Genomic DNA, 26688 nt, shown 5'->3' on the forward strand with positions numbered 1-26688 from the left:
ACGTTCATACAACTGTGAGCATCTCTCTTGGATTAATTTCCATATTGACAGAACACTCATCGAAACGTTTCGATGCAATAATAGAACGATAGGAATAATTGACCAGTCACAGATCGATAAGGTGTGAGAATGATCCGCAATTGAGTACTAACTGATTAAGAAAAGGATAGTGAGGTCACACTTTGCCATCGAAACGTTTCGATGATGAATAACCAGCCACGAAACTGAGGTTAACGATCATTTCCAAGTCCAGTTTTGTCTCAAATTCAAGAATACAAAGCCCCCTGTTTATAAATCACCCTTCCCTTCACAAATTTACGACATTTGTAAGACTTTGTTTCATATACAACATACAATTCGTTGAAAAATCAATCTATGCAATAAGTGGCTTCTTAATTAGAAGAGAAGCAATGGAAAATTAAAATTATCACCACATGAAACTTAGCAATAGAATCATTTTGCTTGTCACGCCAGTCATATTGCTCAGTGCATTGGTGTCTAGCTATATCATCTACAGCATTCAAAAAGTCACGTTGATAAAACGCGAAGACAGCTATATCCAACTTCAGATGGATCAGCTTGCAGGTCAACTTCGCCAAGCGAATGTGTTTCTTAACAGCTACGCACATACCCTATCAAAAAGTTATGCGGTGCTAGATTATTTAGCCAACCGAGGCTCAAATGAACAATCTACTCGTTTAGAAAGCCAGTTAGCAGAAACGGTGGAAGTATTAAGCCATGGCTACAACGGCGACACTAACATGGCAATTCTTAACGGCCAAAGCCAAGTGCTGTATTTCCAAGAAAGTACTTACCAGCCCACTGGCGTGCTAGACCCCAAGATTTCAGCGTACGTAACGAAAACCTTTAATAACCAACAGGCCTTTAGCCATACAGGGTTCATCTACAACTCCAGCGGTCAGAGTATCTTATTAAAGTATCAAGTCCTTGATAGCCGTTCCGGTGAAGTAGCGACAACATTTAACCCAGCCTTTAACCTATTCATTGTGGCATCCGTATCACTGGAGTCATTTAATGATATAAAACACGAAATTGAATACGATACCCATAGCGTCATCACCTTTTCTGACAAGCCCATTTATCTCGATATACCATTGGCGCAAACGATAGAGCTGCTACCCAGTTTTTATGCCATTCTATCGCCTGCGGAATATCTGATGTGGAATAAAGTCGAAAAGGTTTGGCTAGAACTTGCCCTCTCATTTGGTGTCGCTGGCCTCATCACCATCGCATTAATTGTCATCGTCTTATACCTCTATGTTATGCAGCCAATCGCCAAGCTGGATAACCAGCTAACAGACATTGAGAGCAATACGAGAGATAACATCGAAAAACTCAACAGCAATGATGAGATTGGGCGCTTGTCGCAGCGCTTTTTTGACATGTACCAAGAGCTAAGAAAAAGTTATGAACAAACTAAACGCCTTGCTGAAACAGACCAGCTAACGCAACTAGCAAACCGCTCTCGCTTTCAAACCCTAGCCTGTAGAGAACTTGCCTCTTGCACAGACAACCTATGGGTTATTTATGTCGATCTAGATAATTTTAAGTTCGTGAATGATAAGTATGGCCATGAATGGGGCGATAAATTGCTGAAAGCCTTTGCTGGGCATATTCAAAAAGTATGTGCTTTATTCGCTCACAAACACGATAGTACCTGTTTTGGTGCTCGTCTGTCAGGAGATGAGTTTGCCATTCTTTTAAGCAGCAAGCACCAATCCTCTTCCATAGCCGATGAGTTGACCAATGCACTCCTTGAACCGATTAAGAATTGTAATCATCACCATTTTGGTGGACTACCTGTGACGGCAAGTGTCGGTATCGCTGGATTTCCTCAAGACGGGCAAGATATTGAGAAACTCTTATCTTGTGCTGACGCCGCGATGTATCAGGCAAAGCGTGCTGGTAAAAACCAAGCCTCTTACTATTCCATGGAAATGGATGAAGCCGCCCAGAGAAAAGGCGATATAGAACGCGAACTACGAAAAGAAGATATAGAAAAGGAGTTCCACTTAGTATTTCAGCCATACATGAATAACAAAGCAAATGAGATTGAAGGCCTTGAGGTATTGCTTCGCTGGGATTCACCAAACCTAGGAGTTGTTCCGCCCGCCGAGTTTATTCCAATTGCAGAACAAAGCGGTCAGTTTAACAAGATAGATCGTTGGGTCTTCTCCAACGCGATGCTGGAATACCATCACCTAAAAGAGATTTTCGGCAAAGACATTACCTTATCCATCAACCTTTCATCAGCTGAGCTAAACTCGCTATCAATGGCGGAATATATACACAAGCATGCCCAGGTAAATTCTGTACCTCCGCAGTGCATTGAGCTTGAAATAACGGAGACGTTCGCAAGTGATCAACAAGGAACAGTGTTACTCGATGAACTTTCTAAACTTGGCTATCGATTGGCGATCGATGACTTTGGTTCTGGTTACACATCATTGACCCAACTGGTTCAATACCCCGTTCAAAAGATCAAGTTCGACCGAGAATTTCTGCTGACCTTAATGCACACCGATAATGAACATGTTATTAAGCCAATCATCGAGCTTTGCCATGCGCAAAACAAAACTGTGACCGCTGAAGGCATTGAACACAACGTAATGCATGAATGGCTTTCTGCTTACCGCTGTGACTTCATGCAAGGTTACTTGTTCGGCAAACCGATGAACAGAGAGCAGCTCGATCATTGGTGGCGCTCTGCAAACGATGTTCGATTTGAAGAGTCAGTCAGTGCATAGGGTGACTTAAGCACAAAAAAGCAGCGTTTTATCGCTGCTTTTTAAGACACTTACATTTGCTTAAGCATATTAAGCGTAATATTGGCGGAGTTATCTGCGGTTGCCTTTTTTAAATCGGAATAAACAATATCCGCAGAACCATCCGCTTTATCAGAAATTGTTCGAATGACCACATACGGCACTTTAAACGCTTCGGCCACTTGACCAAGTGCCGCACCTTCCATCTCTACAGCCATCGCATTGTATTCTTGATAGATGCCCGTCACTTTCACTTTGCTTGCAATAAACTGGTCACCAGATGCAATAATGCCACGATAAACGCTCTCTTTGCCTAAGGTTTCAACCGCCGCATCAAACGCATACTTTTGCAGTGTTTTGTCTGCATAGAAGTAACGTTCTTGATAATCAGGCAGCAGTCCTCTTGGCATATTAAATACTGTTAGATCAACATCATGCTGAACCAACCGTGTTGAAACCACTACATCGAGTGGGTCCAACTTAGGATCACTAGCACCAGCAATACCAGTAAAAATAAGTTGGTCAACACCAAAAGATTGAATCAGGAGTGTAGTTGTCATTGCGGCATTCACTTTACCAACGCCCGATTTAGTCACGACAACCGTTTTACCCTCTAACTCACCCGTGTAAAAGCGATGACTACCAATTTTTTTTACTTGTTGGTTTTGGATTTTTGGCAATAGCGCTTCAACTTCTACATCCATCGCACCGACGATACCGATGGTCGAACCAGCAACGGAAGGAAGTGAGTACGCAGCAAGCATTAGAGCAAGAGATTTCTTCAACATGGGAGTCCTGAAATGTAATACGTGTCACCAAAGTGTGACGCGACGCAGATTATACAACACATACCAAATCGAGCAATCGTTTGCATTATTCAATACATACTGATTGGCTAAGAAATTCTCAATTAATGAGAAAGACTTAGCCATTTTTGTTTTTCATTGAAGAAGCGACACGCTCTTTTGCGCTAACAGTTGGCATAAAATAGTCACTAGCCGCACGTTTCGCATCGGTTGGATGGCCCCACGCGCCGCAAATGTCTGCGCTACCCTTCTGCCTAGTAAACTGGCGACATTGTCCGCATCTATAATTAATAACTCTTCCCTGAGTGATTAAATCCTGTCGTTCAATTATGTTGAGACTCACGCCTTATTGAGTGCAAATTCTACCGCAGCCTTCGCGTGAATCTCCGTTGTATCGTAAAGCTTTACGCCAGTGTGCTGAGGTTCAACTAGCATCGCAATCTCAGTACAACCAAGAATGACGGCTTCAGCGCCTTCTTCAACTAAATTGTCGATAATAGCAAGGTACTGCTGACGAGAATCCTCACGCACTTCACCTCTGCAAAGCTCGTTGTAGATAACCTCATGGACAATCGTTTGGTCATCCACACTCGGTACGACGACCTCGACGCCAAACTTGTCGATAAGTCGCTGCTTGTAGAAGTCTTGCTCCATGGTAAATCGCGTGCCAAGCAGACCAACCTTCTTGACTCCATCAGCCACCAACTTCTCTGCGGTTGCATCTGCAATATGGACAACCGGTACATCTACTGCTTGCTGAATTTGGTCAGCGACTTGATGCATGGTATTGGTACAAATCAAAATGAAGTCAGCACCACCAGCTTCTACCGATTTGGCAGCCTGAGAAAGAATTGTGGCGGTATCACCCCATCGGCCTTGGTGTTGAAGCGTTTCAATTTCGGCGAAATCGACACTGTACAAACAGACTTTCCCTGAATGCAAACCGCCAAGACGCGCTTTCACTTCACGGTTAATGATTCGATAATAGTTCGCGGTGGATTCCCATGACATGCCACCAATTAGGCCTATTGTTTTCATTATCTTCCTTAATCGACGTGTACCTGAAAATCTTCACTGTAAAAAGCATCGAACACCATATCAATGTCTCTCGGTAGCGTTCGGCTTTGAGAGAGTTGAGGGATCTTGTGTTGGTCAAAAAACTCAATCTCGGAGACTTCTATGTTTTCTTTTGGTTCACCAGAGACATACTCACATAAAAAAAACATTTTGTAGATATGGAATGGATAAGGTGGTTGGTAATCGTGAATGGCCCTATCCCGTATAGCGATCAGCTTTGGATTTGCAACAACTAAACCAGATTCTTCTAATACTTCTCGAATTACTCCAGCACTTGGTGTTTCACATACGTCAGCCCAACCGCCAGGCAATGTCCAACCACCATCTTCACGTTCTCTCACCAGTAAAATCTTGCCATCTTTAATAACGCCAGCTCGAAGATCGACTTTCGGTGTCGGGTAACCTTTTTCAGCAATAAACAGGTTTTGAACATCAGCCATTGGTTCTTGGCTGATGTCAGCAAACATTTGATGTGCAATGGACTCAACCATTTTAAATCGTTCCAAATCAAAGGCGTCTTTACTATACGCCTCCCCTGCTTGAGCTATTGCTTGAAGTTGCTTTGCCCAGTCTAACCATTTCGACATACACTTCCCTCTATTCGCTTTCATTTTCAAAAATTAGCATAACTGGCTGAAAGTGAAGTTTATTTTTGATCAAGTTTTCGCGAGGTATCAATTTTTAAAAGAAGGACATTTCAATATATTTTAAAATGACTCCAACTTTTAAAAAATCATCACCCGCACATTTGCGATTTTTCCGAACTCTACGGATTAAACAAAGGCTTCAACGATTCTTTTAGTCGCTGATATTCACTTAATGCAATGCTGTCGACTTTTGTTGAAACTGGCGCTTTTATTATCGAATACCAATCAACAGATTCTGCTTCTAAACTCTGAATATCACCCTGCCAGCTTGTAACGATATAATAGTGAATTAATTGCAGTTCGATCGTTGGGTGGTACAGAGAGCACAAGTACCCGAACTGAGAGGGTTTGATTTTCAACTCTTCCTTCACCTCTCTGAACAGAGTTGTTTGCTGACACTCCCCCGGCTCCATGTGGCCACCAGGTATCGCTATTGCACCTGGATCTGAGTCTTTATCCTTTGCTCTGGTTTCCAACAAAACTTGATCATCCTTAACTAGGATAAACGAGACACACTCATGAACTTCCATCTTCTTCGCCTATTGATAACCGTTTTCTAGCAAGCTAACACAAAACAAGTAAATGATGTGAGCAACGCAAGTGAATAAGTTGACGATATACAACAGCCTAGCTGAACACTTGGTTGAATATGCTTAATAATCCATAGTGGCACCATTACATTAAGATTTTGCAAGTAATGGTTTGTTACGACTAGGATCACAGTCTAATAATTTTTTACGTAATACTTTCGCAGAAATAATCTATTTGAATTAAAAAGGGATTTTTATTAAAACGATAATTAAACATTGTTTTATTTAATGCCCCGCTTAGTAAATCTCAGTAAACACAGTTTTATTAATTACCCAAATCGGATAGTATTTGTTCTGAAGATTTTTAAAGTCATCGATTAACCTCTTAATGTTGATTAATTTCAATCAGTTAGTTGAACAATATCCACCAAATACTAATCATATTTGAGTAATATGTGTCACTACGCATAATAGACAACATTGAGAATAGTATTAAATTGATGTACATGCTGTATTAACGACTGCAAGAAGCGCTCGCTAAATTTGCTACACCAAGAGTTTTATTTAGTAACAATGAAAAAGCTATTTTTATTATTGATATGGACATCACTGGCAGTCTCACCATTTGCCTTTGCTCACCAACCACAAAAAACGACAGAAACAAAAGCGACAAAGCAACTTGTTGAAAAGACATATAAAGAAGCGCAGTTGGATGGCGTCATTGATTTTAATTTGTTCAATGATGCTTTTTTAGCTTACAAGAAGACCTCAGACCGTAAAAAGCCTCTTTTAACTATCATCGATTACAGCAAACCATCTACTGAAAAACGATTTTATGTGGTCGATTTAGACAAGAAAAAGCTTATTTTCAACACCTATGTCGCTCACGGTGTAAACAGTGGTAAGAAGACCGCGACGAAATTCTCTAATGTCGTGAACTCTCGTAAGACCTCTTTGGGGACGTTCTTAACCGACACCACTTACTATGGCTCTAATGGTTATTCGCTTCGCTTGGATGGCCTGACGTCTGGTGTTAACGACAAAGCACGTGAGCGATACATTGTGGTTCATGGTGCCGACTACGCTAACCCTTCTTTTATACAAAAAAATGGTTATCTTGGTCGCAGCTGGGGCTGCCCAGCTTTACCACAAAACCTTTCACGTAAAATCATCGATACGATTAAAGGCGGCAGTGTTATCTACGCCAGCGCATAAGGGTTCTTGAACTAACTTTACAAAGGGAGCATATCAGCTCCCTTTTTAATGTGACAAAAAACTGTTCATCCTTTTAGCAAGTCGTTAGTATACGCAAGCGCCACCTTCAGGTAGCAAACGAATATCGATTCCATTGTGTTTTAGGGTTAGTTTTGGTTCACGTATTTCGCCTTTTGCTTTTGTTGTCACTCTCCCTGTTCTCAGGGCAAATGCTTGCAGCGCAAAACTACCAATACTCAGAAGCCCAACACACATATTCAGAGAAGCTCTCTAAGCTAACTCACGTAATAAAAACGCCCTGTTGCGCGTGGAAGGCTCATGACTCTTGGAGCCAAGAAGGTTACTTTCGCCATTTAAAGCGTGAGCTGCTTGGCCTACTCCCATACAGGCGTTCATCTAGCAACGATGGTAAGCCCGTATCGAATATTTCTCCGAATTACCATTTACTTGTTGCCTTCTCCCCCCCAGCCCTTTTGGAAATTGCCCTTAAAGCAGTCCCTTTGCCTAATAATGCAGACTTGTTCGCTAGCAATGGAGGTCATCACCTACCAGGCTGGAAGCAAGCTAACTTACTTTACGTATTCAAAAACAGTCGCGACTTATAGCTCGCGCATCGACTGTACTGACATCAAAATGGAAACCGTCAGTATTAGCCATGGATGATCTCTTCTAAACATTGAATTAACTCGAGATCCTGATTATGAAAAAAATCGTGACTGTTACCGCTCTGGCTTTTGTTTCTTTATTCACTGCTACGGCTATGGCCGCTAAAACTGAAGATATGAGTGATATGACATTGCTAGAGTGTGCGAATGCATCCAACATTAGAACCGCGGTACCTGAACATCGTGCTATGTTCCGCCATTACTTAATGACCAAGCGCGGCTATACCTTTAGCCAATTGTCCTCTGCCGAGACCGAGTTCAAAGCAAAAGGTATAGATGAAGGAGAACTCACACAGTTTTACCAGAGTGAATGTAAAGAAGCCGGTGAACTGCTCTACAATGCCGGATACTAATTAAACTGACTTGAATTAAAAAGGCGCTACCACAGCGCCTTTTTGATTTTTGATGCACATTTAAACACACGAATGAAGCTATTGAGGAAGTTGCGGGGTTGCCTTTGACTTGCTCCATGTTTTACGCACTTTAACAATAATGAAGCTCATAATGGCAATGGTTAGCGTGATTACTGGTGCTGCCATCAACCCCATGGTGACTAATTTGCTGATGTTTTCTGGTAACAAAGGTAACAACATACCAAAACCACAAAGCAACAACGTCCATAACAATGCACTTAACCACGAGAAATAGTGAAACTTGTTCACCTTCTTGCCTCTAATTCCCATCATTAACGGTAGCAATGACCGTACGACAGGAACGAAACGAGCACAAAACAGCGCAATCAATCCGTGTTTACCTAAAAGCACGTCCACTTGGTGAAGGCGTCTTTCAGGCACTGCATTTACCCAGCCTTGCACTTTAGGCAGGCGGTTTAGCCATTTCCCTTGAAAATACGCAGCCCAACTACCAAACGCTGCGGATACCGTTAGCAATAGCAATATGAATACCGGGTCCAGAATCCCGACTGCAGCAAGGGTACCAGACAAAACAACCACACTGTCACAAGGGAAAGGAGCCGCTGGTATAAAGCCACTCTCTAAAAATATCAACATGCCTACTACAAAGTAGATCAAACCCGCACTACCGGGCGCCATCAAAGCAGAAAAATCTTGGTGCCATAGAGCTAACAAGACATCTAAAATAGAATCAAACATATACTTCTCCAAATTATTCCAATAAATCAAAACGTTAAGATTTGACTATTGATAATGAATAAATCGGTATAGCAAGTTTGCCTCTTCTAGACCCCGCGCTCGAGTATTGTGGTTCGTATCCATTGCGCGATGCAGCATTGCATAAGCACAGCGTAAAGCACTTGATAGAGATTGCTCTGATTGCGACACCCAAACGCTCGTTGTACGAACAGTCTCATTGTAAAGGGGCGGACGATCTTGAGTGGATATTGGACGAGTAGAATTTAAGCGGAGTTGCTGGCGACCTTGGAGAGATGCATTTAACTCCCGGAAAAAGAAAGTCGTTCTGAGCTTTTCTTCTTCGATATGCTCTAGCCCTGCTGGTGTGGCGAAATGGGATTGTCGGAAAGCATTACTCTGCCCTGATGCAAACACCAAACCAGAAAAAACAAGAGTGAGCAAACCAAACAGGAAGGTACGCACCAAGGGGAGCCTCAAACGTAACGATAAGACGTTTTAACCCCACTTGAAGCGCAATGCAAATGAAATTCTCACATCACAATAATTTGGTCATAGTTTGATATCAAAGTGCCGTTTTATTGCTCTTTTGGCGGGTACAACTCAAACATTTTTTGCACTTCTTCTGAGATAAATTCTTCACGCTTTTCAGTACTCATGGATTCCGTCAACTTACGTTTCGATATGGCTTTCCAAACAACTTGATTCGCTTTGGTATCGACAAGCTCTACGACTAAGTTGCCATACTTTCTTTCACGATACCTTTCTGGGCTAGAGACAGCGACTCCAAAACTATTCCAGCCATACCCCACACCAAACGAAGTGCCAGATGATACAAGCTCAGATTCCTGCTGAATATCATGATGGATATACAAATCCCCTCCTGCCTCCACCATAGAAAGACCTTTGCTCTGCAGTTGCCCTTCAATAGCCTCTTCTATTCGACGAGCGTCGAGACTCATTGGCGTTGAACCTTTCTCACCAAAATCAAAAGTCTTATACAGCGTGAAGTCGGCTTGCTTGTCGACATCGGTGCTAACCGTAGTACAAGCGCCTAGCATCAAAGCCAGTAACGATGCGCCAATTGCTCTTTTCAACATAACATCAGTCCTCTCACAATTATTCGATACACCAACACACGGCTTTGAGCTATCGAAAGCAGAATTCTCTCAATACGAGTTGGTATTAGATTGTTTAATAGGTGCTTATTCGAGTGTTGACCACAAAGCTTAACAATTCAAATTGTCGACATGAGTTCACATCGATTTTGAGGGAAGCAAAGATATTCTATGTAATGCGAGGTCGTTGGTTAGCTAACTAATGGCTAGAAACTAACTCTAGCTGGGATAGAGGGCAAAATTGCTTAACCTTACCATCACATGGTAACGAGATTGATTTATGAAATTGATATCGTGGTAAGTCGAGAATTGGAGCGGGCAGCGGGAATCGAACCCGCATCATCAGCTTGGAAGGCTGAGGTAATAGCCATTATACGATGCCCGCGCATCGAAGTGACAACCTCAATATGCCACAACTGTAGGAAAAGAAAAGCGCTTTTTGTTCAACTGCTTACTAATCAGCCAAATATAATCAAATGCTTGCACACGGCGCTCATTTTTTGTTTCATCACAACGAAATAAAGGAGCACTAATGTGCTCCTTCTAACTTATTCCCGATTTGTTCATGCATTTCCTATCGAGTACTCGGGCGATGCATTGCTTAACTTTGTAGGTAAGCGTTAAGCATCCACATGAGTTTTTCTTGTTCTCGGATGTAGTCACCCATCAATGCAGCTGTACCTTCATCGTCAGCTTCACCAGCATTTTGTAGGATCTCACGCTGTTTTAGAAGTAGAACGCTAAAGCCTTGAACCAGACCTTGTACACACTCCTCACCAGAAGTCGCATTTTGATGTTCTTTAATCTCACTTGCTTCTAGGTAGTTGCTGAATGCGTGCGCTGGCGTATGACCCAAGGTTAGAATACGCTCTGCAAGCTCATCGATTTTTGTTTGTAGATCAGTGTAGATCTCTTCAAATTTTACGTGAAGTTCGAAGAACTGCTGACCTTTGATATTCCAGTGGTAACCACGTGAGTTCATGTACAACACTTGGTAGTGTGCTAGTAGCTGATTGAGCTGTTGAGCTAGTTGTGCTGATTGTTCGCTATCTAGACCAATTAGGTTTGCTTGTTTGTTCATAATCTTGCTCCTAGAAGAGTATTACCAATCGTAGTGACCAACTGTTCTCTAGATTGGTGTAAAGTTAAAAATTCTTTTGCAGTGTTTGCTGCCGATGGAGTCATATTACGACTCTGCCTCGACGAAAAAAATTTGGTTTTAGCTATGATTTAAATAGCCAATTCCAATGAGCAAGCAGACGAATATCGGCGTATCATTCAACAAAAAAGCCCCAACCATTTTCATGTAACAATGGTTGGGGCTTTTTCACATTAGGTTAAGAGTTCAAGGTGCCGCTTCTAAGTGGTCTTGAAGGCCGCCATTTGCTGATTCAACTCGGTAACTTGCTCTTTTACTTCAATCGAAGTTTCTGATGCTCGCTGACTGTTATTCGAAACCTCCCCCACTGAATGAGTGACATCTGACATCAATCCAGTGATCGAATTGGTTGCATGAGATTGCTGCTCTGCCGCTGCCGCAAGTTCTGCCATTTGTTCATTCAAAGAGCCAATTTGCTCAGTAGTAACAAGCAAACGAGTTACTGCTTTATCAATGTGTTCAGCGCCCTGCTCCGCAAGTGATTGGCTGTGTTCAATCTCCTCAACCACAGAATTAGTCGAGCGTTGAATGGCATTGATGATACCGTTGATTTCTGTTGTCGATTCAGTCGTGCGTGTCGCCAACATACGAACCTCGTCAGCAACCACCGCAAAGCCTCGCCCTTGATCACCTGCACGCGCCGCTTCTATCGCCGCATTCAATGCCAGTAAGTTAGTTTGCTCTGCCAAGCCTTCAATCACTTCAGTAACACGCCCAATGGCTTCACTCTCTTTGCTTAACTGTGTCACTTGCGTACTGGCGGTTTCAATACTGCCGTGTAAGCTTTCCATGGTGACTTTATTTTGCTCTAGAGCATCACGACCTTGTTCAATCTCGCCTTTTGAATCAGAAAGCTTCTGCACCGATTGGTTGGCTTGATCCAAAGTGTTTCTTGCTGCGAGAGCAATCTCATCCAGTTGACGCCCCATTTCAACAATGTTGGTTTGTTGCTGCTCTATATTCAATGAAGTGACCTGAGCTGACTCCAACAGTGCTTCCATGCTGATATCAACCTGACTAGCTTTACCATTAACTCCGGAAACTATACCTGCCAAAGATTCGTTCATGCGGTTAATCGAATCGGTGAGATCAGCCAATTCATCTTTACCTACAACAACCAATGGAGGCTGAGAAACATCTCCTGAAGCGATCGTCTTTGCTCGCTCCGACAAGTTCTTCACTCGGCGACCAATGGTGCTGCCCATGTATTTTGAAATCACTATTGCGGCAAACAAAACCAGCGCCGCTGCAATCAACATGGTGGTAAGTACGTTTTTGATCGACTGATTGATGCCCTGCCCGCTCTGATCGGCACGATTTTGCTGAGCCAATACAATCGTCTCTAAGCTTTGGTCTAGAGCATCCGCAGCTGGTAACAGTTCGTTAGCCATCAGCAAGTTTGATTCGTTCCATTCTGGAGACTGACGCAATGCAATCACCTGCTCTGCCAGAGGAAAGTACAGTTGCTGCATTTCCTTAAACAGTGACCACAGTGATTGGTCGTTATCGGTGAGTCTATCCAGTTTGCTGTCGATTTCCGCTACAGACTGATTGTGGTACTTAATCAAGTCTTGGTATTTATCCAAGTAGCTTTGCTTCCCGTATAAAAGAAAATCTCGCAAAGCAGAAAGTGCATTGGCTAACGATGTGTAACTGTCGGCGTAGACTTTAAACAGGCGTTTTCTGTCTCCACCAAATGGGTTCCCAGACTCTTCATTAATTAGGCTTTGAAGCTGGTCAAGCGCCACTTCCGCTATAGGTGCTGCCTCGTTAATGAAGAGGTTGTGAGCAGGTAAGTTCTCGTCGCTGTGGCTAAGCTCCAGCAGCTTATTTAGAGACTCTTTTACTGCGTCCCATTGGCTTTGAACCGCTTGAAAGTCCTGTTGTGAGATCAAAGCTTGTAAAGTCGGAAGAGATTCGTCAGTTGACGCCATGATATTGCGCATCTTTTCACTCAAGCGCATGCTCTCTTGCTCATCACCACCTAACAACATGTAGGCCCGAATAGAAGAAAGCGAGGCTTGAACGGATTGTTGGATACCGCGACTGATGTCTACGGTCGGTAAATCGGATTTAAGTAATGAAGAGGCATATTGCTCAACGGTGGTGACGTTGCGATAAGTAAATACCGCTGATGCCATAAAAAGTACGGCTAGCAGCACAAAACTGAGCTGCAACTTCCCTGATATCGTAAGGTTCATCCATAAACTCCTGACAACGATGAGCCCTAAATATAACTTTAACCATTAAAATGTTAAAGACATGTAATCAAAAAGAGTATTTTATATTAGCGAATAACAATGTTGCTGGAGTGGCTCCAAATAAACTATCGTGATTACCATTAAAACTTTGGATCACGGTAAGTAACTGCCAGTCATTTGCGAGGGAGTAGTTGCTCGATGCTCCTATGAAATAAGAGTGATCATCATAGTAACTGGTCGAGAGTGTGACGCGGTTTAACGGGGTTAAATCAAAGCTCACATCGGCGTACCAAGTATTTCGTGTAAAGCTCAACGTTTTTACGTCGAGAGGAAGGTTCAAATATGCCAATGCGCTCGATATATCTTGCGGTTCGGAGATAAACAACCACGCTGCACGCCCCATCCAGCTGCGTCCTCCGCCAAAGCTGTAATCCGATTCAATACTGGCAACTGTGGTCTTTTCGGTCGGTTCACCCTCAAATTCTGGATCAATGGGATCAAACCACGTGAGCTCTCCACGAAAACCCGCATCAAACACATCCGTTGCAAAACCAGCGCCGAGTACGTAATCCATCCGAGCTCGCCCTACAATAAACTGATAATCCCATCCCGATTGATTGGCGAAATAACGCAGTGAGGCACTGTCTTGCCCTGATTGACGAGCTGGTGAAAACACCAAATCTACGCCGTCGGCAAAGCCTAGCTTCCTGCTCAGCATGACCGCATCCGTGCCTGCCCGCTCTTCATAGTCAAAATCGTAAATCGAATACGCATTGTAGATATCGTTTGGATTCCATATCGTATTCATCGACCAATTGATACGAAAGCGCCCTAGTTGCGCTCCCCAGTCATCTTGCTGCCAAGTGAGATATAGACGATCAAGCTGACTGTTGATGACCACATCATCTTCGTGCCAGTTTTTGCTTAAATCCATGTAACCAGAATCCAACGCGACCAAATCAGCATAGCCAGGGAAGTCGCTAGAATCGCCCCAAAGTGCTCGATTTCGTAGCCCAACATTCACACGCCAGCTAGAGGAAAAACGGTATTCAAAGTTAAGTCGATTGTGTATCAGGTTATCGAACGTATTATCAGTTCCATCAGGAATACTGTAGGTTGCCATGTATTTGATGTAGCCATCCAAATCCCATGACTTTTGAGGCTCTAATCCGGGGACAGCAGACAAGGCAGAACCAGCCTGAAGACTAAGCAATGAAAGACTTAACGCCTTAATAAACACTGCATTTACTTTTGTTTTGAGCAAGCCGGTATTGAATTGGAGAGCTTTGGTGCAAGTCGCAGACAAATAGGAAACAGCTCTATGCATGCGACCTCTCTGCACGATTATCAATATTACTGAAATCACGCGCTAAGCGACCGTCTTCAAATACGATAATGCGGTGTGCACGTTTTATCACCCGCGGATCGTGGGTCGAGAAGATAAACGTCGTTCCCTCTTGTTCGCTAAGTTGCTCCATAATGTCGAGCAGCTCCGCAGTGCTTTTGGCGTCTAGATTGGCAGTGGGTTCGTCCGCCATGACAAAACGAGGCTTCGGCGCTAGGGCACGAGCAACCGCAACACGCTGTTGCTGCCCACCAGACATCTTACCTGGCACCTTATTCATTTGCTCCGCTAACCCCACTTGTTCAAGCAAGGACGTCGCACGTTCACGGCACTCTCGCTCGGTTTTTCCTTGCAGTTGCATGACGAATTCCACATTCTCAAGCGCGGTTAACACAGGTAACAAACTGTAGTCTTGGAAGATGAAGCCTATATTATCGCGACGATAGGCAATCAGTTCTTTTTCTGACATCGATGAAATCATGCAGCCGTCGATTTCCACTTTGCCAGAGCTTGGAGCATCAATACCGCCAATCATGTTCAGCAACGTCGTTTTACCCGAACCAGATGGTCCCATGATCGCAACGAACTCACCTTGCTTGATCTCCAGATCGACCGACTGCACTGCATGCACGGGATAATCACCATCGGCGTTGTAAATTTTAGTTAGGTTTTCTAGTTTGATGGTCATTAGCTTTTCTCCGCCATGGCATCCACTGGTCGATGCTTTAAGATTTGTCGTGCGGGGTACAGTGCTGCAATAAAGCTAGCAACAAAAATCGCGACAATGATCATTTGGTATTCCGCTAGCGATACCCGTGGATAGAGCAAGGTATCTACGCCATAAGCCCCCAGCCCTTCCGCCATACTAGCCAGCGATAATCCAGTAGTACTCAGCACCTTGAGCATGATTGCACTTCCGAGTAACCCAAGCGCACAACCGCTTAATCCGAGGAACAAGGTTTCAAAAACAATCAACAAGCGTATCTTGTGTTTTTGCATGCCTACAGCCATTAACACACCGAACTCTCGCGTGCGTTCAAACACCGACATCAACATGATATTGATGATGCCAAGGGTCATCGCCAACACAAACACCACCAGCATCACTTGGTTGGAAACATCCATTGTGCTCATCATGGTCGAGAGCAAAGGTTGGATCTCTTGCCAAGGTCTCACGCTGAGCAAGTCTTTACTTTCCGGCGGCAAAATAGAGTGAGTGAACGCAAGTATCTGCTTGAGCTCAGTATCGTTATTAGAAGTAAGGAGTATCGCGATTTCGTGTGTGCCACTCAGCCCCGCGACCTTTTCAAGATCCGCTTTGCGGACGTAAACATTACCGTCATCAAACCCTGTCGATGGTGTTTTGAATATACCTCGAACACGAAATGCCGCGCCTGCAACCTCCCCATTGACATCAGACAAAGTGAGCACGACTTTGGAGCCGACTCGTAGCTTCAATCGTTCGGCTATTTTGCTCGATACCAAAATCGGATTTCTGCCTTCTTCGCTCAGCCATTCTCCGTCGACAATATGTTTCGAGAGTGGCGTGATGTTTTGCTCTTGCTCGATATTAACGCCGTTGATGCGAATACCACGTGTGCTGCGCGCTGACGCCACCATGCCATCTGCTAGAAATCGCTCAGAGATAGCTTTCACTTCTCGGTAACTCGCCAACACTTTGGTTATCTTATCCGCATCGGAAATCACATCTTTAAGCTCAGGATTGACCAAATAGGACTTTTGCTGGATCTGAAAGTGACTGGTTTGCCAAGAGATGGCGTTCTTGATCATGCTATCGACCAAGCCATTCATGAATCCCATCATGGCAACCACGCCCATCAAACCAAATACCATGGCACCGAGCATGATTGAGGTTCTCAACTTGTTGCGCCACAAGTTACGCCAAGCCAACTTAACCAGCATGAGCACCTCCTTTTAACCCTGCTGCAATGGGCATTCGAAGCATGCGAATCATTGGGTAAAGCAAACACAACAAAAGAATCAATAGCACGACTGCGATTTGATTGAGCAGCAAATGTGGGTCGAGCGAGACGGGCACAATAGGCTCAAAACCACTTTCGCGCATCAACTTGGCAGCATCACCAGTAATTTCGATTGGATTAAAATAGAAATACCCCAACACAGGAGCACTCACGATTAGCCCAATAAGAATGCCAATGACGGACATAAACAGAGACTCTATCGTGAGCAGAAGGACGAGCTTGGAGCGCAGCATTCCGGTTGCCAACATGACAGCGAACTCACGCTGGCGTTCCAATGTCGTCATTAAGATAGTCGCAAACAAGCCAAAACCAACAATGCCGTAGAGAATGTAAATCAAGAAAATGCCGCCCGCTTTATCTAAGGCGATTTGCTGTGCCATTTCTGGCGACAATGCCTTCCAATCTTTCACGGCAACGTTATCGCCATACTCGGCTTTAAGCTGTTCAACGGTATTAGGTAAGGCTCTTAAACTCTCCGTATTTAAAACCCATGCGGTGACTTGGTCATCCAATGAATACAGGTTTTGCGCAGTATCGAGCGGCATGTACACCAACTGAGAATCAAGCTGCTGCAAAGGAAAATGAAGTATGCCCGAGATTTGATACAAACCTGCCGCGGTCTGCCCTCGATAACCGATACCATATAGCACCAGTTCATCGCCAACCTTGAGTTGCAAATAATTGGCTAAACCACCACCAACCAGCACTGATTTTTGCCCTGATTGGATGTAACTTCCCTCAATCAATTTGTCGCTGATATTGGAGTACGTGTCTTCGGCGCCAGGTTCCACGCCTAACACCATCACGCCTTTTGAGCGTTCATCTTTTGCCGCTAAAGCAAAAGATTCCACTCGAGGCAGTACCACGTCAACATTGGGATTGTTTTTCGCCGCCGAAATGAAGATGTTGGTTTGCGGCAAAACATCATCAATGCTGGAAGAGTCACCAAACTCGGGGTTTTGCAGTTGAATTAGACCCGTATAAAACTTGGCGGCATTTTTGATATTGGATGTATAACTCCCTTCTTGAAACGCTCGTGTAATAAGCGAAAGAAACAGCACCAATGCCAACGCAGACGCCGTCAGTAGTGTTCTGCGCTTTTGTCTCCAGAGGTTTCGCCAAGCCAGTTTCACAAGCATTGATTCGTATCCTTCCGCTGATGTTCGCTTATCCGTTTCTTCTCTTAGCCTTTCATTTATCCAAACTTAGTCACGCAGCGATTTCATCTGTTGCTGAGAGAAAAAACTGTCATCGATATCGAAATCAAACTGTGCTTGGTGAGTAATGAGTACTGTTTTGTTCTCTGGCCTATCAAGCGGCTGCATTTCCATTCTGGTCGCTAATTTTCTACCGCCGATCTCTTTCACGTCATAAGTCGCCATCACGTTCACTCGCTCATCAAACTCGTCGTAGAATTCCACTTTACGTTGTAGATACGTCGACATAGAAATCCATAGAGTTACTTTACTCCACACTACGGGAGCGTCAGGCTTTGCAACGGCATCTATTACCCAAACCTTGTCGCCATCAAACGTATCCTCGCCTTTCAATTCATGTTGATAATCAACTACGATAGAAGACTGGTTGATCAAGTCATCATTGGTAAAGTCTGATCCCATCCACGATTGGCTCAACATAGAAGGTGCAATTTTGATAACGCGTTCAATACTCGGCACCCAATTCCACATTTCTCTGTGTCGTTTTAGAGAAGCGCTGCCCTTATCTTTGGCTGGCGCCGTAACCAACACCAAAGACAAATCCGTCCCTTTGGTCCAACTCTTCATGGTCATCGACCGAGTCCAATCAGGACGAATGATCTCCATGGTCGATTCGGTATAACTGGAATCACCGCGCATTGCCTGATCTGACTGTTGCACGATATCAAAAGCACTTTCAGCCACAACAGTAAATGAAATGGACCAACACAATAGAGATAAAAAAGCAGTACGCATAACCGTCCTCGACACTGAAATCCAACACTATTCACGTCAGAAATAACAACGAAAACAGGGAGTTCAAATCAGTATAGCAAGAAGGGGTGGAAGGTCGGCGAGAGATCGCTCAAAGTTTATTCAGCTTTACGGAGTAAAGGCGCCACGTTATCTCTACGTACACATTGGAAGACAGCACAGTTCTTACCCGCAGATTTGGCCTGATACATCAGAGCGTCAGCATCCGCCAGCGACAGTGGTGAATCAAACTCTGGATAGAACGCACACCCTAGACTGACACTGACTTTAACCACATGGTCGTCAATCATCACTGCATTTGCTGCAATAGCAATACATAGCTCTTCTGCAAGTTGTCGAGCACGAGCTTCTGTCAGACGAGAAGAAATAATGGCAAACTCTTCTCCTCCTATCCTTGCTAGCGACACCTCGGCTGGCATTTTCTTCTTCGCAGTATTGGCGACAGAGAGAATAACTTCGTCTCCACAAATGTGGCCAAACCGATCATTGACGGATTTAAAGTCGTCAATGTCGAAAATCATTAACGTCAGGTTACTGCCCCCCGCACTATAACGTGATAACTGATCAATAAAATGGCGTCGGTTCTGCAGCTTCGTTAATGGGTCGGTCAGCGTCAGCTCTAAGAGTTTTTTATTGGCTGACGTTAACTCTTTCGTTTTTTGACGAACGGTTTTTCGCAAACTAAAAATATGAAACATCGCAGCCGCCGAAAACAGCACAATGGCCAGAGGAAGCAAATACATCGGATAGACTCTCTGAATATTGGTCCAACGGTTAATAATGCGATCTTTTTCTGAATGGGGTATGTTTTCAAATTGACGAGACAAAGCTCCGATAGAAATAGGGCTGCTCTCTGATGCTGCAATTCGGAGATCTCGACTGTACAAATGCATAACTGGCACAAAGCTAAATATCACATTCGATGTCGCTGAATGAAAGTTGACCACTTGCTCATCCGCAATAAACATTTTTATCTCTTGCCGCGCCGCTGCTTTTAATAGCAATTCATTATTTTCGTAAGTATTTACCTCTATATCAGGGTACTTATTAGTAATAAAGTACTCTTCATATCCCCCTTTCACGACTCCAATTTTCGTATCTGAATTGCCTCTTAGTGCCTCTTGGACATTCAAACCGACCAGTTCAGTCGCGAGATACAATTGTGTATCAATGGGCATAATGACTGCACCAAACTCTAGATATTCATCTCTTGGCTTGGAGTAAATGAGTCCAGCATGAATATGCGCTTTACCCTCTTCCACAGCACGCAACGATTCATCCCAGTCAAGCAACAAAAACTCGACTCGAACATGGTTCTTTTCCGAATAGGCTTTCCAATAGTCGATTAAGATTCCAGCAGGTTCGCCATCTTCTGTTAGGTAAGAAAATGGTTTCCATGCTTTAGAGTTAGCAACAACTAAAGCGTTAGGCTCCGTTACGTGAGCATAACTAAAGCAAGGAAGGAAGATCGCCAGAAGAAGAACAAGGTAGAACCGTCCGACCTTAAGCCGTGTTAATACTTTATGCACGTACAACATCATACCTTTTCTCTACGCAAATACTGATGGGCTACAACCTTAGGTATAGCAAATAATGTGAGTGTAATTGAGTACCAAATGTGACGCATATCTAATTCACGATATCAATATTGAGAATTCTATAAATTTGTACTACTGATGTACACCTCCGCTAGCACTAAAGTGCTTCTTCGCAATTCCCAATCTCAAAAATTCTGGTTCTGCTTAAATAATCTACGAAATACCGCATGCCATCAGACCTAGAGCACAGTCCTGCTTTTCCCTCATATTCTTAGCTTCAAGAAAGCGATGAGCTTTGTTAACTTTAATGCAAAATTTTTGCAGTATAATTCATCATGCCTTCACAATATCGAATAAACAAAATTGTTGAGATTGGCGATACTCTCCATCGCAGTGGTTGCGCGCCTTACAAAGTAGAAAAGTACACTCAACACTACGCTCAAAAGCATGGGGTTGATGTAATGATCCAAGCAACACCAACGGCTATCAATTATCAATTCCCCGACGACAACAATGCTGTTGTACTAAAACGCCTCAAGCCAGCTTCGATCAACTTAAGCTTGTTAGCAAATACCATCATACGTATTAACCAACCAAGCAGTGAACCGGTACCCGAACCAGCTGGCTATCCTTTGTGGGTGATAGCATTGGCAAACATGGGGATTCCACCAGCTTATTTGATGCTGGTCGGTAGTACTTTAGAGGCGGTTGGCTTTGCTTTCTTACTCGGCTTAATGGTTTGGGGATGCCAAATGGTATGTCGAGCACGCCGCGCTATTGCTGTCGAATTTATCGCTGCGCTTTTTACCGGCATCATCGTCGCATATCTTTCTAGTACAGGCTTGCCTATTCCGGTATGGGCTTTGTGCATAGCCACTATTGTACTGTTTGTTCCCGGCCTCTCCATTTCAAACTCTTTAGAGTGCTTAGCATTTAATGACTTGGTATCTGGCACCAGTTTATTAGGACAATGCGCTCTCACGCTGATCAAACTGTTTGTGGGCATTACAATGGGACTTAACATTGGCGAGGCCATTTGGGGGCAAGCACAATCTATCGCTTACACTAATGAAATTCCAACTTGGATGCATATCAGTGGCCTGTTTCTCATTTCAAGCTGCCTTGGCGTTATCTTTAATGCTCGTCCGCTCGATATTTTACTAGGTTTACCAGTAGCAATGCTCGGCATGTGGGGGCCATTCTATCTAGGGTTTGACAGTGGATGGGTGGTCGGAACTTGGATAACGACTGTATTGATCACTTTATACGGCACTTGGATCGCAAAGAAAATGGAACTGACAGGATCTATTTATATCGTACAAGGGATCATTATTTTGGTTCCAGGCAGTCGTGTTTTGGTCAGTGCGAGTCAATCGGTGTTTGAACAGTCAATTCTGCCAATCCCAAGTATCGGGCTTTCTGCACTGTTTATGTTCTCTGCAATCGTTGCTGGGCAAATCACCGCATACTCCATTTACTCACCCAAAATAGAACGTTAAAACACAGCTCCGCAGTCACCCTCAGATAAGAAAAGAGCCCTATTCAAAATCCACTTTAGTGAAGACTTTGAATAGGGCTCTTTGCCTCTATGCTTCGCTTTCCGGTTGAAGCTTCCTTTACCTTTCTTCGCTTTTACTACTCTCGTTCTGAATAACTTGCTCGTGACTGCCGCTTTAAGTGCATTATCTTTGATTATCCCGCGTCCAAATTCTGTATCTAAACTCAATTCATCCGGGCAGGGATTATGTTTTAAACTACTCATACATACTCCTTATTGGTCAAACCAGATTGAACAATAATTTCGCAAACTAGTCAATTTTGTAGAATTAAATTCATAAATCTCTTGAAAAACTTCATGCTTGTTTCATTTATTTGCAACTCCATCAAAAAAACAGTGGTTAAAAAGTGACTAAATACAAATATTTCCATGTATCCTTCCGATATATGTTGACTCTCTCTGAATTTAACCTAGACTCAACGACGGCTAGAAAGAAAGTTCTTTGTTCTCACATTTCGTTGGATGATTAGTAAGTCCGCCGTCCTGTGGTACGCAATAGCAATTTATTTTTCCACGCTATAAGCGCCTGAAAGGCGAAGATTTACACAAAATTTAGATATTTAGGAAATAGACATGTCTAACAAAGCTACTGGTACAGTTAAGTGGTTCAACGAAACTAAAGGCTTCGGTTTCATCCAACAAGAAAACGGTCCTGACGTTTTCGCTCACTTCTCTGCAATCCAAGGTGACGGCTTCCGTACTCTTGTTGAAGGCCAGAAAGTAGAATTCGAAATCACTCAAGGTCAAAAAGGTCCACAAGCTGAGAAAATCACTCTAGTTTAAGACTTATAGATTTTGATATAGTAGCCAGCTTTTAGCTGGCTATTTTTTTGCCTAATTTTTACAAGATTACTATCTGCATATAGGTAAAACACTAACTTTACTCAATAAAATGCAAACTCAGCTTTAGAGTTGATGTATCCTAGTGCCACGACCTTGCTATACCTCAACAACCCTAAGGTATTTAGCATCATATCTAATGTTATTTTGTACGACTTAGACTTTGATAGGGATAACAACCTCCTCACACATTGAGACTGACTAAGAACATGGCTCTGAAACCCACTATTTATAAGTTACACTGAATTTTCACCTAATACCGCCAACCCTTACCCCATCTAGATAGCCCTCACTATCACAACAGATTCAACTACTTAACGAAGTATCTCAATGTAGATGATTTAATATAAAGTGCTATAATCTCCGATACACGGTACACCTTTTGTACCCCTCAAAATACCTTTCTGGTACTCCTTGGAGATCACAAACAATGGCATCGTTTAGTATCGAAAAACGAACCTTAGCAAGTGGTGAGTCTCGCTATAAAGCAACGGTTACAGTCAAACACCGCGGCAAAATCGCAAAGCGTTTTTCTAAAACACATAAGAAAAAGACGCTCGCCACTGCTTGGGCAAAGAATGAAGTCCGAAAATTAGAAGAAGGAGGCGCTCAGGAACGCTCAATCCCCATTGGGCACTTGATTGATATGTTTATAGAGAATCGAGAGCTGTGGGACAATACAGGGCGTTCTAAGCAGACAATCATCAAGTTTCTGCGCGACTGTGACATTGCTAAAATCCATACTGATGAACTCACATCCAAAGACTTAATAGACCACTGTAGAAACCGCTGCGCCACCGGAACTAAACCTTCAACTGTTTACAGTGATGTTTACTACCTGCGCTCTATCTTCAAAAAGGCCAAACCTGTCTTCAATGTAGCTGCCAACCTTGCCACCATAATTGAAACCACGCCAATTCTCACTGAAATGAAGCTAATTGGTAAATCTGAGAAACGAACTAGACGTCCAACAGCCGGCGAACTAGAACTGCTAAAACAAGCACTAGAAGAACGCGAACAGCGTAGAGAGAACAAAATCCCCTACTCTGATTTACTCGACTTTAGCATTCTTAGCTGTATGAGAGTTGGTGAGGTATGCCGAATTCGATGGGAAGACCTAAACGAAGAGCAGAAGACTGTTATCGTCCGAGACAGAAAAGACCCTCGTAAGAAAACCGGTAACCACATGGTTGTGCCACTATTAGGCGGCGCCTTTGACATTGTCATGCGTCAAGAACGTAAAAGCGCATGTATCTTCCCCTATAATGAGCGCTCAGTTGGTCGAGGGTTTGGAGAGGTTTGCCAAAAGATCGGAATTGATAATCTCAGGTATCATGACCTACGCCGTGAAGGTGCAAGTCGCTTGTTTGAGAAAGGGTTCAGCATTGAAGAAGTCGCTCAGGTGACGGGACACCGCAATCTAAACACTCTGTGGCAAGTTTACACCCAGCTGTTTCCGCATAAGCTACATGAGCGCAAGATCTAAAAAAGCCGCATAATGCGGCTCTTTATATAACTATTGCGCAGGCGCTAAATTTTTCGATAACTCTTCTAACTTTTTGACAAACACATCCCAGTTATATCCAACAACCCCGCCGATAGCGAAATACCCTAAAGATGCGCTGACTGGCTCAGTAACCTCACCACTCGCCCCTGATAATACAACCAAACCACTCTTCAATAATGCAAAGAACAAAGCACCGATAATCAGTGCAAGTAATGGCGAAAAAAGGAATCCCCAAACATGGTTGGCGTCGAAAGATTTCTCAACTGCATAGTAACGATGAAATGAAATAATCCCTAATATAGCGCTACCCAGTAGAGCCCCTGTCATCGTAAACATCATAGAGATAACAAACGGAGGCACTATAGACAAATCACTCCATAACCCTAAAACAGATTTAAAGCCTGTTAGCCAACCATCAACTACCAACCACAAAGCTGTTAATGAATAGATAAAGATGTATGGAGGTACTAATAAAGCCACACGACTCCTTGGCGAGCTTTCAGGGTTATCATTCCGAATACTATTTTGATTTGACATCGAATACACTCCGCACTGCATCATTTTTGTGAGATAAAGGTCGATAAACTGCTATTAAACAGTATGTTGGCCATGATAACATGCAGCAATATGCATATCACTTAGCAAGTAAAATACTAAGCAATCAAAAGTAGTTCGATGAATAATACCTCTAACTCAAACCACTGTTGGCCTGCAGATTTTCCTGAAGGGATCCCGGAAAAATGTGGGGTTGTACCAGCTGAAGGCAAAGTTTACCGCCTAGTTCGCACTACTCCACCAACCGAAGCAGACTTTCAACGTCATCGAGATGAAAAGCCAGGTTATCGTTACGCAAAAAAAGATATCCCTAAGTCATATGGGATTTCTTTCTGGTCTAAACTTTCCAAAATTCAACGTGTCGCAAAAAACTACCCGTTTCCTGAACAATTTGGGGATTGGAAAACAGTTTATGGTAATTTAACAGCTGAGCTTGGGGTCATCCCTGAAGAAGTGTCTCCTGATGGGCATATTACACTTTGGGCGCCAGAAGGTGCAGAACCACACAAACATATCAAACATAAGGTGGAGGAGTAATGAATATTTTACCTAAAGATACATTTCTCGGACGCCTAAGTTTTTTTGAAATTTATGATGACTTCTTTGGACCTAAGTGCTTTTCAGTTAAAGATGAGCTAGAGCGTTTATACCTTGTGTACTGGAGTGGTGACTACAATAATGGGCAAACATCAAAGTGGGTTTATATGCCTACGTCTCAGAATATTTTAGATGCGTTGCTAAGAGAAGAATGTAGCTTTCATCAGGCTTTCTCGCAGTCTAAGCAATTACTTCTTATGTCTACACATGCAGCAGAACTGAACAAATCAACTTCGCTAGAATTCTTAAATGAAGATGCACTAAGCCAAGTGAACCTCCCCCCTAAGGATTTTTCAATTGAGCTCGATGAAATTCAATCCATTGCCCCTGAGGCTAATTGGGATTTTAACCTTCGAATAGCGAAAAGAAGTGGTGGTTCACCTGATGATGATGCGGTGACAAAAGTTCTCGGTGCTTTCGGTGACATCATAAAATTGTTAATGAAAGATAGGCACAACAAGTCGCCGTCTATCTATCCATTCAATGCTAAATACAGCTCATTTGATGTCAAGTTAGGTTCAAGTAACCAAGAAAGAGCTGGGGTTGCTATTGAGCTATTTGGAAGTATTCTCAAAGATAAAGATAGTATCGAAGCAAAGCTAGAAGAATACGAAATTGACCCATATCGATTCAAAGACCTTCTTGATGTTGTAAACATGGATAAGTTAGAGCTCACTCTAAAATCTAAAACATCAGAGACCCTAAAAGAACCCGTAAGAATTAGCTCTGCAAGCTTGTTGCCTATAATTAAAAAACTTGAAAAGAGTACAAAAACTTTTATTGATTCAAGTAAGGTACCTCAAGCTAACTGTCTAGATCGGGTCATTAGTATTGTTGAACATCGCGTAAATGGCGGGGAGCTTAATCACGAGCTTATTGAAGGCATCAGCTCAGAAAGGCAAGTCGATTACCATACACATGCCGCAAAGTGCTTAGGTTTGCTCGAAACAAATAATACTGTCACGACCGCGGGTCGGTTCCTAGCTCAGAAGAAAAACAGGACTGCCAAGTATCAATTTTTAGCAGACCGCTTTGAATCTAGTGACTTTGGTTGGGCATGGATGCAATGGGCTGAAGTAACTAGCCTCAAAGATATTGACCCGAGCTCGGCAGAAAGATTTGTAAAAGAGCGAGTTAAAGGACTAGGTGGCTCTAGTATAGCGAGAAGAGCAAGTAGCTTGGCTAGCTGGGCGACAATTCTAAAAGAATATGGCCGTGTATATGAAGAAGCCGAAGAGGCTAACTAGCGGCGAATTTATTAGAATTACCACTAGCGCTTGAGATTAAGAAGGAGCGATTGGCTCCTTTTATAATTGTTTCTCAACACACTCTGCACAGCCTCTGGTAACTCACTACCAGATCGCACAGTCGGCCTGCTTGTATCGTAGCTCGCAAATGGACAAAGATCAGTTAAAACTCTTGCTATAAGCTATTTTTAGCTGATTCGAAAATAGATTAAGTG

26 protein-coding genes and 1 tRNA gene are annotated in these 26688 nt (G+C 43.2%); 9 read left to right on the forward strand and 18 right to left on the reverse strand.

What is annotated here, in order from left to right; genetic code table 11:
- The first annotated feature begins 434 nt into the window (after positions 1-434).
- Entirely contained in the window at positions 435-2768 is a 2334-nt protein-coding gene (locus BSZ04_RS00550; RefSeq protein ID WP_088879181.1) for an EAL domain-containing protein, read from the forward strand.
- Between the two features lie 50 nt (positions 2769-2818).
- Here the strand turns inward: BSZ04_RS00550 and BSZ04_RS00555 are convergent, their stop codons facing one another.
- From BSZ04_RS00555 to BSZ04_RS00575, 4 genes are all read right to left on the reverse strand, one after another.
- Positions 2819-3574 (reverse strand): 5'-methylthioadenosine/adenosylhomocysteine nucleosidase, encoded by a 756-nt coding sequence (locus tag BSZ04_RS00555; protein WP_088879182.1) that lies wholly within the window; start codon positions 3572-3574, stop codon positions 2819-2821.
- Positions 3575-3931: 357 nt separating this feature from the next.
- Positions 3932-4630, reverse strand: coding sequence for an aspartate/glutamate racemase family protein (locus BSZ04_RS00565; protein ID WP_088879183.1), 699 nt, complete (start codon positions 4628-4630; stop codon positions 3932-3934).
- An 8-nt stretch (positions 4631-4638) separates the two neighbouring features.
- A complete protein-coding gene (locus BSZ04_RS00570) occupies positions 4639-5256 on the reverse strand; it encodes an NUDIX hydrolase (protein WP_088879184.1) in 618 nt (205 codons plus the stop codon).
- A gap of 179 nt (positions 5257-5435) precedes the next feature.
- The gene (locus BSZ04_RS00575) at positions 5436-5846 is read right to left on the reverse strand and encodes an NUDIX hydrolase (protein ID WP_088879185.1); all 411 of its coding nucleotides are present in this window, start codon (positions 5844-5846) and stop codon (positions 5436-5438) included.
- A 573-nt stretch (positions 5847-6419) separates the two neighbouring features.
- Here BSZ04_RS00575 and BSZ04_RS00580 point away from each other — a divergent pair.
- From BSZ04_RS00580 to BSZ04_RS00590, 3 genes are all read left to right on the forward strand, one after another.
- A complete protein-coding gene (locus BSZ04_RS00580) occupies positions 6420-7061 on the forward strand; it encodes a murein L,D-transpeptidase catalytic domain family protein (protein ID WP_088879186.1) in 642 nt (213 codons plus the stop codon).
- A 152-nt stretch (positions 7062-7213) separates the two neighbouring features.
- A complete protein-coding gene (locus BSZ04_RS00585) occupies positions 7214-7666 on the forward strand; it encodes a hypothetical protein (protein ID WP_231896282.1) in 453 nt (150 codons plus the stop codon).
- 95 nt (positions 7667-7761) lie between these two features.
- On the forward strand, positions 7762-8079 hold the full coding sequence (locus BSZ04_RS00590; protein WP_010452406.1) for a hypothetical protein: 318 nt from the start codon (positions 7762-7764) through the stop codon (positions 8077-8079).
- Between the two features lie 78 nt (positions 8080-8157).
- On the opposite strand, the gene BSZ04_RS00595 is transcribed toward BSZ04_RS00590, so the two are convergent.
- The 12 genes from BSZ04_RS00595 to BSZ04_RS00650 form a co-directional block, all read right to left on the reverse strand.
- On the reverse strand, positions 8158-8838 hold the full coding sequence (locus tag BSZ04_RS00595; protein ID WP_010452407.1) for a DedA family protein: 681 nt from the start codon (positions 8836-8838) through the stop codon (positions 8158-8160).
- Positions 8839-8883: 45 nt separating this feature from the next.
- Positions 8884-9300 (reverse strand): hypothetical protein, encoded by a 417-nt coding sequence (locus BSZ04_RS00600; RefSeq protein ID WP_143693303.1) that lies wholly within the window; start codon positions 9298-9300, stop codon positions 8884-8886.
- Positions 9301-9413: 113 nt separating this feature from the next.
- A complete protein-coding gene (locus BSZ04_RS00605) occupies positions 9414-9935 on the reverse strand; it encodes a DUF4136 domain-containing protein (RefSeq protein WP_088879189.1) in 522 nt (173 codons plus the stop codon).
- Positions 9936-10263: 328 nt separating this feature from the next.
- Positions 10264-10338 (reverse strand) — tRNA-Gly (locus BSZ04_RS00610).
- 216 nt (positions 10339-10554) lie between these two features.
- Positions 10555-11034, reverse strand: coding sequence for a Dps family protein (locus tag BSZ04_RS00615; RefSeq protein WP_045385706.1), 480 nt, complete (start codon positions 11032-11034; stop codon positions 10555-10557).
- Positions 11035-11312: 278 nt separating this feature from the next.
- Positions 11313-13313, reverse strand: coding sequence for a HAMP domain-containing methyl-accepting chemotaxis protein (locus tag BSZ04_RS00620; RefSeq protein ID WP_088879190.1), 2001 nt, complete (start codon positions 13311-13313; stop codon positions 11313-11315).
- 67 nt (positions 13314-13380) lie between these two features.
- Entirely contained in the window at positions 13381-14640 is a 1260-nt protein-coding gene (locus BSZ04_RS00625) for a hypothetical protein (RefSeq protein ID WP_162531018.1), read from the reverse strand.
- On the reverse strand, positions 14633-15346 hold the full coding sequence (locus tag BSZ04_RS00630) for an ABC transporter ATP-binding protein (protein WP_009704729.1): 714 nt from the start codon (positions 15344-15346) through the stop codon (positions 14633-14635). The genes BSZ04_RS00625 and BSZ04_RS00630 overlap by 8 nt, the downstream gene beginning before the upstream one ends.
- A complete protein-coding gene (locus BSZ04_RS00635) occupies positions 15346-16581 on the reverse strand; it encodes an ABC transporter permease (protein WP_088879191.1) in 1236 nt (411 codons plus the stop codon). The genes BSZ04_RS00630 and BSZ04_RS00635 overlap by 1 nt, the downstream gene beginning before the upstream one ends.
- Positions 16571-17800 carry an ABC transporter permease gene (locus tag BSZ04_RS00640; protein WP_088879192.1) on the reverse strand — a complete coding sequence of 410 codons (1230 nt, stop codon included), beginning with the start codon at positions 17798-17800 and terminating at the stop codon, positions 16571-16573. Before BSZ04_RS00640 ends, BSZ04_RS00635 begins: the two co-directional genes overlap by 11 nt.
- 66 nt (positions 17801-17866) lie before the next feature.
- Positions 17867-18613 (reverse strand): outer membrane lipoprotein-sorting protein, encoded by a 747-nt coding sequence (locus BSZ04_RS00645; protein WP_088879193.1) that lies wholly within the window; start codon positions 18611-18613, stop codon positions 17867-17869.
- 116 nt (positions 18614-18729) lie between these two features.
- The gene (locus tag BSZ04_RS00650; RefSeq protein WP_088879194.1) at positions 18730-20172 is read right to left on the reverse strand and encodes a transporter substrate-binding domain-containing diguanylate cyclase; all 1443 of its coding nucleotides are present in this window, start codon (positions 20170-20172) and stop codon (positions 18730-18732) included.
- 332 nt (positions 20173-20504) lie between these two features.
- Here BSZ04_RS00650 and BSZ04_RS00655 point away from each other — a divergent pair, with 332 nt between their 5' ends.
- Positions 20505-21668, forward strand: coding sequence for a threonine/serine exporter family protein (locus BSZ04_RS00655; RefSeq protein ID WP_010452481.1), 1164 nt, complete (start codon positions 20505-20507; stop codon positions 21666-21668).
- Here the strand turns inward: BSZ04_RS00655 and BSZ04_RS00660 are convergent.
- On the reverse strand, positions 21665-21931 hold the full coding sequence (locus BSZ04_RS00660; protein WP_088879195.1) for an alternative ribosome-rescue factor A: 267 nt from the start codon (positions 21929-21931) through the stop codon (positions 21665-21667). The genes BSZ04_RS00655 and BSZ04_RS00660 overlap by 4 nt on opposite strands.
- 369 nt (positions 21932-22300) lie before the next feature.
- Here BSZ04_RS00660 and BSZ04_RS00665 point away from each other — a divergent pair, with 369 nt between their 5' ends.
- Positions 22301-22510 carry a cold-shock protein gene (locus BSZ04_RS00665; RefSeq protein ID WP_005433440.1) on the forward strand — a complete coding sequence of 70 codons (210 nt, stop codon included), beginning with the start codon at positions 22301-22303 and terminating at the stop codon, positions 22508-22510.
- A gap of 487 nt (positions 22511-22997) precedes the next feature.
- On the forward strand, positions 22998-24053 hold the full coding sequence (locus BSZ04_RS00670) for a tyrosine-type recombinase/integrase (protein ID WP_088879196.1): 1056 nt from the start codon (positions 22998-23000) through the stop codon (positions 24051-24053).
- Positions 24054-24083: 30 nt separating this feature from the next.
- Here BSZ04_RS00670 and BSZ04_RS00675 read toward each other — a convergent pair whose 3' ends face one another.
- On the reverse strand, positions 24084-24554 hold the full coding sequence (locus BSZ04_RS00675; protein ID WP_167381294.1) for a hypothetical protein: 471 nt from the start codon (positions 24552-24554) through the stop codon (positions 24084-24086).
- Positions 24555-24749: 195 nt separating this feature from the next.
- On the opposite strand from BSZ04_RS00675, the gene BSZ04_RS00680 reads away from it, so the two are divergent.
- Positions 24750-25166, forward strand: coding sequence for a hypothetical protein (locus BSZ04_RS00680; protein WP_088879197.1), 417 nt, complete (start codon positions 24750-24752; stop codon positions 25164-25166).
- On the forward strand, positions 25166-26473 hold the full coding sequence (locus BSZ04_RS00685) for a DUF6575 domain-containing protein (protein ID WP_088879198.1): 1308 nt from the start codon (positions 25166-25168) through the stop codon (positions 26471-26473). Before BSZ04_RS00680 ends, BSZ04_RS00685 begins: the two co-directional genes overlap by 1 nt.
- The last annotated feature ends 215 nt before the right edge of the window (positions 26474-26688 follow it).

Origin of the sequence: Vibrio rotiferianus, assembly GCF_002214395.1 — a bacterium.
In the GTDB taxonomy this organism is placed as follows: Bacteria; Pseudomonadota; Gammaproteobacteria; order Enterobacterales; family Vibrionaceae; genus Vibrio; species Vibrio rotiferianus.